Annotated in this window: 12 protein-coding genes; 6 read left to right on the forward strand and 6 right to left on the reverse strand. The window is 71.8% G+C overall.

From position 1 onward, the window contains the following. The first annotated feature begins 91 nt into the window (after window positions 1–91). Window positions 92–1,285 (forward strand): molybdopterin molybdotransferase MoeA, encoded by a 1,194-nt coding sequence (locus ACMGFI_RS13070; RefSeq protein ID WP_436910175.1) that lies wholly within the window; start codon window positions 92–94, stop codon window positions 1,283–1,285. 104 nt (window positions 1,286–1,389) lie between these two features. After that, window positions 1,390–1,671: a HalOD1 output domain-containing protein gene (locus ACMGFI_RS13075; RefSeq protein WP_436910176.1), complete on the forward strand. Its 282-nt coding sequence runs from the start codon at window positions 1,390–1,392 to the stop codon at window positions 1,669–1,671. A 43-nt stretch (window positions 1,672–1,714) separates the two neighbouring features. Here the strand turns inward: ACMGFI_RS13075 and ACMGFI_RS13080 are convergent, their stop codons facing one another. Together ACMGFI_RS13080 and ACMGFI_RS13085 are read right to left on the reverse strand one after the other, a co-directional pair. Further along, window positions 1,715–2,419 carry a helix-turn-helix domain-containing protein gene (locus tag ACMGFI_RS13080; RefSeq protein ID WP_436910178.1) on the reverse strand — a complete coding sequence of 235 codons (705 nt, stop codon included), beginning with the start codon at window positions 2,417–2,419 and terminating at the stop codon, window positions 1,715–1,717. Window positions 2,420–2,489: 70 nt separating this feature from the next. Beyond that, window positions 2,490–3,326: a molybdopterin synthase gene (locus ACMGFI_RS13085; RefSeq protein WP_436910179.1), complete on the reverse strand. Its 837-nt coding sequence runs from the start codon at window positions 3,324–3,326 to the stop codon at window positions 2,490–2,492. Window positions 3,327–3,470: 144 nt separating this feature from the next. On the opposite strand from ACMGFI_RS13085, the gene mobA reads away from it, so the two are divergent. Continuing rightward, a complete protein-coding gene (gene mobA, locus ACMGFI_RS13090) occupies window positions 3,471–4,142 on the forward strand; it encodes a molybdenum cofactor guanylyltransferase (RefSeq protein WP_436910180.1) in 672 nt (223 codons plus the stop codon). A gap of 86 nt (window positions 4,143–4,228) precedes the next feature. Then, window positions 4,229–4,771 (forward strand): metal-dependent hydrolase, encoded by a 543-nt coding sequence (locus ACMGFI_RS13095; RefSeq protein ID WP_436910181.1) that lies wholly within the window; start codon window positions 4,229–4,231, stop codon window positions 4,769–4,771. 48 nt (window positions 4,772–4,819) lie between these two features. On the opposite strand, the gene ACMGFI_RS13100 is transcribed toward ACMGFI_RS13095, so the two are convergent. From ACMGFI_RS13100 to ACMGFI_RS13110, 3 genes are all read right to left on the reverse strand, one after another. Continuing rightward, window positions 4,820–5,812, reverse strand: coding sequence for an ABC transporter permease (locus ACMGFI_RS13100; protein WP_436910183.1), 993 nt, complete (start codon window positions 5,810–5,812; stop codon window positions 4,820–4,822). 61 nt (window positions 5,813–5,873) lie between these two features. Then, complete coding sequence (locus tag ACMGFI_RS13105) at window positions 5,874–6,974, reverse strand: ABC transporter permease (RefSeq protein ID WP_436910184.1); 1,101 nt, start codon at window positions 6,972–6,974, stop codon at window positions 5,874–5,876. Further along, window positions 6,971–8,821, reverse strand: coding sequence for an ABC transporter ATP-binding protein (locus ACMGFI_RS13110; RefSeq protein WP_436910186.1), 1,851 nt, complete (start codon window positions 8,819–8,821; stop codon window positions 6,971–6,973). The genes ACMGFI_RS13105 and ACMGFI_RS13110 overlap by 4 nt, the downstream gene beginning before the upstream one ends. Window positions 8,822–9,067: 246 nt before the next feature. Here ACMGFI_RS13110 and ACMGFI_RS13115 point away from each other — a divergent pair, with 246 nt between their 5' ends. Together ACMGFI_RS13115 and hpt are read left to right on the forward strand one after the other, a co-directional pair. Further along, window positions 9,068–10,183, forward strand: a complete 1,116-nt coding sequence (locus tag ACMGFI_RS13115) for a BMP family ABC transporter substrate-binding protein (RefSeq protein ID WP_436910187.1) — start codon at window positions 9,068–9,070, stop codon at window positions 10,181–10,183. Window positions 10,184–10,296: 113 nt separating this feature from the next. After that, window positions 10,297–10,842, forward strand: coding sequence for a hypoxanthine/guanine phosphoribosyltransferase (gene hpt, locus ACMGFI_RS13120; protein ID WP_436910188.1), 546 nt, complete (start codon window positions 10,297–10,299; stop codon window positions 10,840–10,842). A 135-nt stretch (window positions 10,843–10,977) separates the two neighbouring features. Here hpt and ACMGFI_RS13125 read toward each other — a convergent pair whose 3' ends face one another. Continuing rightward, window positions 10,978–11,958: a D-2-hydroxyacid dehydrogenase gene (locus ACMGFI_RS13125; protein ID WP_436910190.1), complete on the reverse strand. Its 981-nt coding sequence runs from the start codon at window positions 11,956–11,958 to the stop codon at window positions 10,978–10,980. Window positions 11,959–11,968: the final 10 nt, after the last annotated feature.

The raw sequence follows: 11,968 nt of genomic DNA on the forward strand, positions 1-11,968 counted from the left end.
CCGCGCCGATGTGGTAGTCGCCGCGACCTCGCGGCGTGGACACGACTGCGGTCCCGGACGGCTTTTTGTCCCAGCCGCCGAACCGCCGGCAATGGGACACGAGGGTTTCACGGAGGTGACGCGGCTGGCCGCCGCGCGCGAGGAGTTGCTATCGGTCGTCGACCCGCCGACCGGGGCCGAGTCGGTCCCCGTCGCCGAGGCCGACGGACGGACGCTCGCCGAACCGGTCGACGCGACGCGGGACGTGCCGGGGTTCGACCGCGCGGCGATGGACGGCTACGCCGTCCGCGCGACCGACACCCACGACGCCGGCGACCGCTCGCCGGCCGCTCTCGACAAGACCGACGGCGACGTGGGCGCCCGGCGGGCCCGCTACGTCCACACGGGGAGTCCGATGCCCGACGGCGCCGACGCAGTCGTCAAAGTCGAGGAGACGGAGGCCCGCGGCGAGCGGGTCGAGGTGTTCGCCGCCGTCGCGCCCGGCGAGAACGTCGCGCCCGCCGGCGAGGACGTGGCGGCCGGCGACCGGCTGTTCGACGCCGGCCGGCGGCTCCGCCCCTCGGATCTCGGTCTGCTGAAGGCCGGCGGCCACCGCTCCGTGTCCGTCCACGAGCGACCGACCGTCAGCGTGGTCCCGACCGGCGAGGAACTCGTCGACTTCGACCCCGGCTACGGCGAGACGACCGAGACCAACGGACTGACCGTCTCGCGGCTGGTCGAGCGCTGGGGCGGAGCGGCCACCTACCGCGATATCGTCGGTGACGACGAGGCTGCACTCCGGGAGGCCGTCGAGCGCGACACCGACCACGACATCGTCGTCACGACGGGCGGCTCCTCGGTTGGCGAGCGGGACCTCATCGCCGACGTGGTGGCCGACCTGGGCGAGGTGCTCGGCCACGGCGTCGCGCTCAAACCCGGCCACCCGGTCGGCTACGGCGTCGTCGACGACACGCCCGTGCTGACCCTGCCCGGGTACCCCGTCTCCTGTCTCGTGACCGCCGTCCAGCTGTTGCGGCCCGCCGTCGCCCGCGCCGGCGGGTTCGAGCCCGAACCGTTCCCCGAGTTCGAGGCGACGCTCGACCGCAAGGTCGCGAGCGATGTCGGCGTCCGGTCGTTCGTGCGCGTCCGGGAGACGGGCGAGGGGTCGGTCGAACCCGTGCGGGGCGGCGCGGGCGTCCTCTCGTCCGTGGCGGCCGCTGACGGCTGGGTCGTCGTCCCCGAGAGCCTCGAAGGCGTCGCGGCCGGCGAGACCGTCACCGTCCAGCGGTGGGAGCCCCACTGCTGAGCCCGCCCGCCGACCGGCGCCGACGACGGCACACCCTCGAACTGTAGGGACCGGGCTTTTGCGGTTATCCGCTCTGGTTGGGGTAGCGAGGGACTTCTCTCAGTATGTACCGGACAGACCCAGCGAACACGGATTCGGACAGCACTACGACGCGGCACGACGGCGACCGCACGCTCCTCTCGGCGATAGTCGAGGCGGTCGCGGCGGAGACGGGGCGGGACCCGCTCGAACTGGACCCGCTGTACGACGCGCTCGACGCGGCGGCGCTGGAACGCGTCGTGGCGCCGGACCGCGACACCGGCTCCCTCGCGGGGCGGCTCCGGTTCCGCTTCGAGTCCTGCGAGGTGACCGTCACCGGCGACGGCCGCGTGACCGCCCGTAGCTAATCGGAACGGCCGAATCGGCCCGTTTCCCCGCCTCCGGGAGCGGTCACCGGTCGGCCGCGTCGAACATCGCGGCGAACAGTTTGCGCTCGGCGGCGTGGACGTGCTCGGAGAACGTCGCCGAGGAGATTCCCAGTTGCTCGGCGACATCCTCGCCGGTGGCCTCGCGGGGCCACTCGTAGTAACCCGCCTCCAGCGCCGTTCGGAGTACCTCGCGCTGCCTGTCAGTGAGGTGGGTGTGCAGCGCCTCCCGGAGAGGGGCGCCTGATAACAGCGGAGTCAGCGAGTCTACCTGTCGCTTGATGGCCAGGTCGGCCTCCGGGACGGCGTCGAGGAACGAGTCGACGACCTCTCCCGGGTCGTACGGCGGGGGGATCTCGGCCCTGATGCGCCCGCTCCCGTCCGCGCTCCGGACCTCCCGCGGGAGCGCGCCGCGCTCGGCCAGCGCCATCGCCGGGCAGTCGCCGTCGACCACGAACTCGACGAGGCCGCCCCGGTCCCACTCCTCGACGACTCTGGCCTCCAGCGTCTCGAACTCCTCGGCCTGCTCGGCGATCCGCCGGGCGTCGGTCCCCGCAACGTCGAAAAACTCCGCGTACTCCCCGTCCTGCCGTGGGACCATCTCGGCGAGTTCGAACCTGCACGTCTCCGCCTCCGAAGCGCCCACGAACGGATATTTCGGGTCCCGGATCGTGAACTCGACCTCGAACACCGACTCACCCGGATCCGACGGCGAGGGGTGACTCTCCATCCTCTCGGCGTACGCGGTCGGTTTCAAAAAGTCTCACGCCCGAATACGGCGGCCGGTCCGGGGTCGCCGCTCACCGCTCGGGCCGCTCGTGGGACCAGAACGTCTCGTCGACGGTGACCTCCTTCTTGAACAGCGGCACCTCGTCTTTCAGCCGGTCGATGCCGTCCTCGACGGTCTCGAAGGCCTCCCGGCGGTGGCCCGCCAGCACCACGACGAAGACGATGTCCTCGCCCGCCTCGACGACGCCGGTGCGGTGGTGCAGTCGGACCTCCTGCACCCCGTCGCGCGCTTCGAGCTCTTCGCGGATCGCCGCCATCCGCTCGGCGGCGACGCCGTCGTACTTCTCGAACTCCAGGTGTTCGGTGGGTTCGTCGTCGGGGCCGTCCTGCGCCCGGACGCGGCCGGTGAACGTCGCGACGGCGCCGGCGTAGCGGGCGTCGGGCGAGCGCTTCACCTCGGCCACGAGCGACGCCAGCGACTCGTACGGTTCGAGGTCGTCGAGGGCGGCGACCACCGATTCGAGGTCGACAGCGTCGGCCTCTGGGGCCGTCGCCACGGTCTCGCCGGCGTGGTCGCGGCCGCCGAGCGCGACCGTCGGGAGCGGCCGGTCGCTGTAGCCCTCGACGAGACAGTAGTCGAAGTCGGCGGCCAGTTCGTCGAGTGTCTCCGTCAGCGAGCGCTCCGCGCCGGTCGCGAACCAGCCGGCGTCGTCGGTGATCCCGCAGGTGGCGTCGGCGCCGGCGGCGCGGTGACGGGCGGTGTCCTTGCCCTCCGTGTCGACGGTCGGCTCGGTCTTCAGGTGTTTGACCGTGGCGACGCGCCCGCGGTCGGCGAGCCGGTCCGCGAGGCGCTCGACCAGCGTCGTCTTGCCCGAGTCCGACGGCCCGGCGATCCCCAGGACCTGCATACCCGTACTCGGCGGCCCGGCGGCTTGTAAATTCCGCGTCACCGGTTCGGGCGGGGCGACCGGCGGTTCGAGCGTGGCGACTGGCCGCCCGAGCGGCCGCGTCCGATGGACAGCCACAAATCCGAGGCCGCCCCAGGGGAGCGTATGAGCGACCCGGACCGCCCGCGGGTCCGCGGGGTCGTCCTCGCCGGCGGCCGGAGCACCCGCTTCGGCGACGCGGACAAGGCGCTTGCGACCTTCGAGGGGCGACCGCTCGTCGCCCGCGCGGTCGACGCCGTCGCCGCGGCGACCGATCGGCCGCCGTTGCTCTCGGTCGCGACTGACGAGCAGGCCGAGCGGCTGGGCGACGCGCTCGGTGACCGCCCCGTCGAGCCGGTCCGGGACGACCCCTCGCTGTCGGGGCCGCTGGCGGGACTGGCCGCCGCGGTCGCGGCGACCGACGCGCCGTGGCTGTTCGCCTGCGCCTGCGACATGCCGCTGGTCTCGCCCGAGAGCATCGAAGCGCTTCGGGCGCGACTGCCCGCGACCGACGCGGCCACCGAGCGCACCGCGACCGAGGGCGGGGAGCGGCCCGAGGCGGTCGTCCCGATCGTCGACGGGTACGACCAGCCGCTACACGCGCTCTACCGGCGCTCGGCGCTCGACCACGCGCTGGGGGACCTCGCGGCGGGGGACGCGCTGATGGCGCTGCTCGACGGGCTGGCCGTCGAGCGTGTCGCGGCGGAAGCGGTCGACGCGCCGCTGGCCGAGGCGACGACGAACGTCAACACCCGCGCGGAGCTGGCGGCGCTCCGCGAGGGCGACCCGCGTGAGTAGCCGTCTCAGGCCCGCGAGTCGGTTGCGCCTGCAGGCCGCCGGGCTATTCCGTTCGGCGCCCAAATCCGGTCGCAATGGTCGACGTAATGGGACACGTAGCGATGGCACTGCTCTGGGCGCTCCCGGCGTGGTTCGTCTGGCACGACCGGGTCAGCGTCGTGTTCGTCGCCATCGCCGCCGTCGTGGCACCGATACCCGACGGGGACAAGTACCTCGCGATGGCGTTCCCGGACGCCTTCCACCACCACGGGATCACCCACACCGTGATATTCGCCGTCGCGGCGGCGCTCGTCGCCGGCGCGCTCGCGGCCTGGCTGCTCACCGACCGGGTCGACGGGTGGGTCCAGGGCGACCGATTCGACTCGTCGAGCATGTTCGTGTTCGCGACCGGCGCCGTCCTCGTCAGCTGGCTGAGCCACGTCTTCGCCGACATGCTGTCGGCGCCGGACATCTCGACGCCCATCGAGCCGCTGTGGCCCTTCGTCGACGGCTCCTGGGGCATCGACCTGATCTGGTACAACAACCCGCTGTGGAACGTCGTCTTCCTCGCCGTCATGCTCCTCGCCCACGGCGTGCTGGCTTACAGCGCGTTCAAGGTCGACCACCCCTACCGGATCGAGAAAGCCTGAGCGGGCGGCGGTCCCGCCCGTCTCCCCGCCCCCGCGGTCCCGCCGGTTTCAGTCCGTCTCGCGGCTATACGGCTCCAGCAGCGCGGACGGCGCGCCCAGTCGCGAGTCGTCGAACCGGACGACCGTCACGACCAGCACGACGATGGTGGCGAGGTAGGGGTAGGTCGCCATGATCGTCGGGTGCATCAGCAGCTCCAGCAGCGGGTTGACGACGCCGGCCAGCGGCGCGCCGGGGTCCAAGGCGAGGTCGATCCCCTGCGAGCGCAGCCGGAGGGCGTCGAGCAGGCCGAACAGGTACGCGCCGACCAGCGCCCGCTCGGGCCGCCACTGCGCGAAGATGACCAGCGCGACCGCGATCCACCCGCGGCCGGCGACCATCCCGGTCGCCCACAGCTGGGAGAACGCCAGCGAGAGGTGCGCGCCCGCCGCGCCGGCGAACGCGCCGCCCAGCAGGACACAGAGGTAGCGCATCTTGAACACGTCGACGCCCATGGTGTCGGCCGTCTCGGGGTCCTCCCCCACCGAGATGACTTCGAGGCCGAGGTTCGTCCGGAAGAGGAACCACCACACCGCCGGGACCAGCGCGAGCGCGATGAAGTCCGGCGCGGTCGAGCGGAACAGCGCCTCGCCGATGACGGGGATCCCGACGAGGTACTGGCCGACGAGCGGGAGCGTCATCTGGGGGAAGCCGTCGATGGACTCGCTGACCCAGTCGGTCCCGAAGTAGGTGGTCAGCCCCGTCCCCAGGAGCGTCAGCATGACGCCGCTGATCACCTGGCTGGACTTGAGCGTGATACAGAGGAAGGCGTGTATCAGCGCCAGCGCGGCGCCGAACGCCATGCCGGCGAGGAAGCCCAGCCAGTAGCTGCCGGTGACGACCGTCGTGGCGAACCCGCCGAGCGCGCCGACGAGCATCATCCCCTCGACGCCGAGGTTGAGCACGCCCCCGCGCTCGCTGATGATCTCCCCGAGCGCCGCGAAGATGAAGACCGTCGACGCCCGCACCGCCGCGTCGAGCAGTCCCGCGGCGAACCCCGACATCAGACCGCACCCCCCGCCGGCCGCGGCGACCGGGTCGCCGGTCGCGGCGCTCGGCTCGCCATCAGGCCGCACCTCCCGGTTCGCCTTCGGCGGGCGTCCGCTCGTCGGCGAACTCCAGATCGACGCTGTATCGCTTGAAGAATTCGGCGGTGATCAGGCAGAGGATGACCAGCGCCTGGATCACGTCGACCAGCGCCGCCGGGACGCCGTAGGTCACCTCGATGCTCGACCCGCCGACGAACAGCACGGCGAAGAAGGCCGCCGCCAGCAGGACGCGGACGGCGCCGTTCCGCCCGAGCAGGGCGACCGGGATCGCCGTGAACCCGTAGTCCGGCGAGAACTCCGGGCGGAGCCGACCCTGGACGCCCGATATCTCGCTGAAGCCGGCGATGCCGGCGAACGCGCCGCCGACGAGGAAGACCAGCAGGTAGACGCGGAAGGTGCTCATCCCGGCCTGGGCGGCCGCGAACGGGTTCGACCCGACGAAGGTGATCTCGAAGCCCACGCGGGTCCGGGCGACGAGGACCGCCGTGGCGGCGACCGCGAGCAGGCCCACCAGGAAGCCGGCGTGTACCTGCAGGACCGGAACCGCCGGGAACCGCGCGGCGGCGGGGAGCTGTTCGCTCCCCGGGATGTTGCCGAGGCCGCCCTGCATCGGCCCGCGGACGAGGTAGCTGGCGATCTGGATGGCGACGAACGTCAGAAGCAGCGTCGTGATGATCTCGTTGACGTCCCACTTCGCCCGCAGGTAACCGGGGATGGCCGCCCAGAGACCGCCGGCGACCCCCGCGCCGACGATCGCCAGCGGGATGAGCGCGACCGTCGGCAGGGAGACGTTCACGCCGACCCACGTGCCGACGACCGCGCCCATGTACAGTTGCCCCTCGGCGCCGACGTTCCACAGCCCCGCCCGCAGCGGGAGGTAGACGGCGAGGCCGGTCAGCACGAGCGGGACGGTCCGCGTCGCGGTCTGTCGCAGCCCGAAGGGGTCGGTCAGCGTCTCGACGAACATCGTCCCGTAGGCCGCGAGCGGGTTCACCGACAGCGCCACCAGCGCGACCGCCGACAGCGCGAGCGCGCCGACCACGGTGAACACGGGCGTCCCGTAGGCCAGCCACGCCGGCACGTCCTCGCGTGCCTCCAGCTCGACCGAGACGTTCACCGCCGCTCACCCCCCGGGAGCGCGTCCCGGTCGTCGCCCCGGCTGCCGTCGTCCGGTCCGCCGTCCCCCTCGGCGCTCCGGGGTCCGGTCGCCCCGCCGTCCGTCATCGCGCGGTCCGCGGCGTCGGTGTCCGCGCCGTCGCTCTCGCCAGTCTCCGACGCCCCGCCGCCGTCGTCGGCGCCGCCGGTCATCCGCATGCCGACGCGCTCGCGGTCGGCCGCCTCGGGCGTCGTCTCGTGGACGATCTCGCCCTCGTAGATCACCAGCAGGCGGTCCGACAGGTCGAACAGTTCGTCCAGATCCTCGGAGATGAGGACGGTCCCGGTGCCCTCGGCGCGCTGGTCGAGGATGGCCTCGCGGAGGAACTCGATGGCGCCCACGTCGACCCCGCGGGTGGGCTGGTGGGCCACGAGCAGGTCGGGGTCCCGCGCGAGTTCCCGCCCGAGGATGAGCTTCTGGAGGTTCCCGCCGGAGAGGTCGCCGGCTGACACCTCGCGCACGTCGTGGACGCCGCGCACGTCGAACTCGTCGACGACCGCCTCGGCGTAGCGCTCCAGTTCGTCGTAGTCGAGGAAGGGGCCGTCGTCGAAGCGGCCGTCGCGGAACTCCTTGAGCGCGGCGTTGTGCATCACCGACAGCTCCGCGGCGCAGCCGTACTCGTGGCGGTCCTCCGGGACGAACGAGACGCCGCTGTCGACGAACGCCCTTGTCGGCTCGCCCGTCAGGTCCCGCCCGTCCACGGCGACGGTCCCGGCGGTCGGGTCGCGGACGCCCGCGAGCACCTCCGCCAGCTCGCGCTGGCCGTTGCCGCTCACGCCGGCGATGCCGACGACCTCGCCCGCCCGGACGGACAGGTCGACCCCCGACAGCGCCTCGATGCCGCGGTCGTCCTCGGCGCGCAGCCCGCTCGCATCGAGCACTGGGTCGCCCGGCTCGACGCGCTCCCTGTCGAGCGAGAAGAGCACCTCGCGGCCGACCATCATCCGCGCCAATTCGGCCTGGTCGACCGCCTCCGTCTCGACGGTGCCGACGGCCTCGCCCTCGCGGAGGACGGTCACCCGGTCGGTGACCGCCGTCGCCTCCGCGAGCTTGTGCGTGATGAAGATGATCGAGATGCCGCTGTCGGCCAGCGTCCGCAGGGTCTCGAACAGCCGCTCGGCCTCGGTCGGCGTCAGCACCGCCGTCGGCTCGTCGAGGACGAGCAGGTCCACGTCCCGATAGAGGGCCTTGAGGATCTCGACGCGCTGGCGCTCGCCCACGTCGAGTTCGGCGACCGGCGCGCGCACGTCCACGTCGAAGCCGTAGTCGTCGGCCAGCGCCTCGATCTCCGCCGCCGAGGCGTCGAGGCCGATGGTGAACCGCTCGGCGAGCGCCCGGGCGACGCGGTTCGTCCGGACGGCCTCGGGGAGCCAGCTGTCGGACTCGTCGGTGTCGTCGCCCCCATCGGCGCCGTCAGCCCCGTCGACGCCAGGGACGCCGTCGGCGGTCCCGGCCCTGCGACGGTCGCGGAACGGGCCGGCGGGTTCGCGCTCGCCGAGGACGACGTTCTCGGCGACGGAGAGGCGGGGGATGAGCTTGAAGTGCTGGTGGACCATGCCGATGCCGCGGTCGATGGCGTCCTTGGGCGAGTCCAGGTCCAGGGGCTCGCCGCCGAGGTGGACGCTCCCGGCGTCGGCGTCGTAGAGCCCGTAGAGGATCTTCATCAGGGTGCTCTTGCCGGCGCCGTTCTCGCCGAGGAGACCGTGGATCTCGCCGCGGCGGACGGAGAAGTCGACGTCGTCGTTGGCGACGACGCCCGGGAACTCTTTTCGGACGCCCGACATCCGGAGGAACGCGTCCTCGTCCATTACGATCCGGGACGGCCGCGAACGTCCTTGAATATACCGTTCCGCGACCGGCGCCGTGGGACGGGTTCGCGGGGTAGCCGGTCGCAGGCGGCCGTGCCTAGAGGGTCTCGATAGTCCTAATAGGCGTACGTAGTCCGCTATAGGTAGCCTTATGGACCCCCACCGATCCCTATCGGACGAGGAGCGGTCGGGCGGGGGCCCGGTCGGCGGGTCGCCGGTCGGCGGCGACAGGTCACGGGACACACCATGGCGACAGACATCACACGACGACGGGCGATCAAGGCACTGGGACTCGCGGGCGCGACCGGACTGGCGGGCTGTTCGTCGGGCGGCGACACCACGCCGACCAGCGGCGACGGGACGGCCACGAGCGGCGACGGCGGTTCGGGCGGGACCGACACCGTCCGCGCCGCGTTCGTGTTCAACTCCCTGGTCGGCGACCAGGGCTGGTCGTGGGCGCACGACCAAGGCCGCCAGGCCGTCGACGAGCAGTACGACTGGCTGGAGACAGACTTCTCCGAAGACGTGGCCCCGGCCGACGCGCGGACCGTCTTCGAGCAGTACGTCCAGGAGGGCTACGACATCGTCTTCGGCAACACCTTCGGGTACATGGACACGATGGTCTCGGTCGCCGAGCAGAGCCCCGACACCCTCTTCGAGCACTGCTCGGGCTACCAGACGGCCGAGAACCTCGGCCGGTACTTCGGGCGGATGTACCAGGCGCGCTATCTCGCCGGCATCGCCGCGGGGATGCTGACCGAGGCGGACTCGCTGGGCTACGTCGCGGCGCTACCCATCGCCGAGGTCATCCGCGGCATCAACGCCTTCACGCTCGGGGCGCGGTCGGTCAACCCCGAGGCGACGACGAAGGTACGCTGGACGAACACGTGGTACGACCCGCCGACCGAGCAGGAGGCGGCCAACGCGCTCATCGACCAGGGCGTCGACGTGATGGCCCAGCACCAGGACTCCGCCGCGGCCGTCCAGGCCGCCGCCGAGGCGGACATCTGGGCGACCGGCTACGACGCCCCGATGCTCGAACAGGGCGGCGACAACTACGTCACCTCCCCGATCTGGCACTGGGAGGAGTTCTACGGGCCCACCCTGGAGGCCGTCCACGAGGGGTCGTGGGAGTCGGACTTCTACTTCGAGGGCCTCGACGAGGGGATCATCGGGCTCTCCGAGTGGGGACCGGAGGTACCCGACGACGTGAAGTCGAGCGTCGAGGAGACTCACAGCGCCATCGAGAGCGGCGACACGGACGTGTGGGCCGACAGCAAGTTCGCCGACGCCGACGACGCGACGCTGTTCCAGGACATGGGCAGCTACGTCGAGGGCGTCGAGGGTTCGGTCCCCGAGTAAGTCGGCTCGCGACCCGCGTTCGGGGACGCACCGCCCGGCTTCGCCGCGCGGCCGCCCGGCGGCCGCGGCCGGCGAATGAGGAGCTTTTTCCCGTCGCTCGGCTACCGCCAGGCATGGAACGGCTCCGCGCGTCGCTGCACGAGGCGCCGATCGTCGACAAGGACGGCTACGAGTACCTCGTCCACCCCATCAGCAACGGCGTCCCGATGTTAGACCCCGCGCTCCTGCGGGAGGTCGTCGTCGGCATCGTCCGCAACGCCGACCTCGACGTCGACAAGATCGTCGCCCCCGAGGCGATGGGCATCCACGTCGCCACCGCCCTCTCGCTGCAGACCGACATCCCCCTGGTCGTGATCCGCAAGCGGGAGTACGGCCTGCCCGAGGAGGTCTCCCTGGAGAAATCCACCGGGTACTCCTCCTCGGAGATGTACATCAACGACATCGAGGACGGCGACCGGGTGCTCGTCGTCGACGACCTGCTCTCGACCGGCGGCACGCTCGCGGCGATCACCCAGGCGCTCGACGACATCGGCGCCGACGTGGCCGACATCGTCGTCGTCCTCAACAAGGTAAGTGACAGCGCCCTCGACGAGACCGACTACGAGGCGACCAGCCTGCTCGACATCACCGTCGCGGACGGCGAGGTCACCGTCCACTGATACGGATTATTGCAAGTCATTCCGGGATCGACCGCACGACTGCGTGTGGTCGACCCGGGAAACGCTTGCAATAATCCGTATGAGGCCGACCCGCTCGCTGCATCGAGCCGCGTGGCCCCGGCTCACTCCCCTGGGTCACTCCCCGCCCGGCGTGACGACCTGGTTCCGGAGGCCGTCGGTGCGGCCGTCGTCGATCCGCTCGACGTTCTCCGTCAGGATGTCGGCCAGCCGCTCCCAGTACTTCGGCGTCGAGCCGGCGTTGTGCGGCGTGATCCGGACGTTGTCGAACTCCCACAGCGGGTGGTCGGCAGGCAGCGGCTCCGGGTCGGTCACGTCCAGCGCCGCGCCGCCGAGCTTGTTCCCGCGGACCGCGTCGACCAGCGCCTCCGTGTCGACGATCGGTCCCCGACCGACGTTCACGAGGACGGCCTCGGTCGGCATCGCTGACAGCTCCGCGGCGCCGACGAGCCCGCGCGTCTCGTCGGTCAGCGGGGCCGCGACGACGACGTACTCCGACCGCGAGAGCGCTCCCTGGAACGCGTCCGCGTCGGTGAACCCCACGACCTCGTCGGTCGGTCCCCCCTTCTCCGGGCTGTAGCGGGCGCCGATCGTCTCGACGCCGAACCCCTCTAGGCGCTCGACGACCGCCTCGCCGATGGCGCCCATGCCGACGACCGTCACCGTCGACCCCTGGAACTCGCCGCCGCGGAAGTGCTGCCAGGTGTTGTCCTGCTCGCGGCGCCACCCCTCGTCGAGGCGCCGTGCGAAGCCCAGCAGCCAGCCGACCACCTGCTCGGCGATGTTCGGCCCGTGGACGCCCGAGGCGTTGGTGACAGCGACGCCGCGCTCGCGGAAGGCGTCGAGCGGCAGGTGCCCGACGCCCGCGGAGCCGCCGGCGAACAGTTCGAGGTCGTCGGCGCGCGCGAGCAGTTCCTCGTCCATGTGCATCCCGGTGACGATCCGGGCCGTGCCGATCGTCTCCCGGGTCTCCCCCTCCGTTCGCGGGAGCTTGACGTGGTAGCCCGGGAGCCGCGACCGGAGTTCCGCGGCGTACTCGCTCGCTGGAACCCCGTGTGCGGGCTGGTTCAACACGACGATCCGGTCTGATTCGGTCATGGTGGCGTGT

This window comes from Halosimplex marinum (assembly GCF_051414075.1).
Taxonomy (GTDB): domain Archaea; phylum Halobacteriota; class Halobacteria; order Halobacteriales; family Haloarculaceae; genus Halosimplex; species Halosimplex marinum.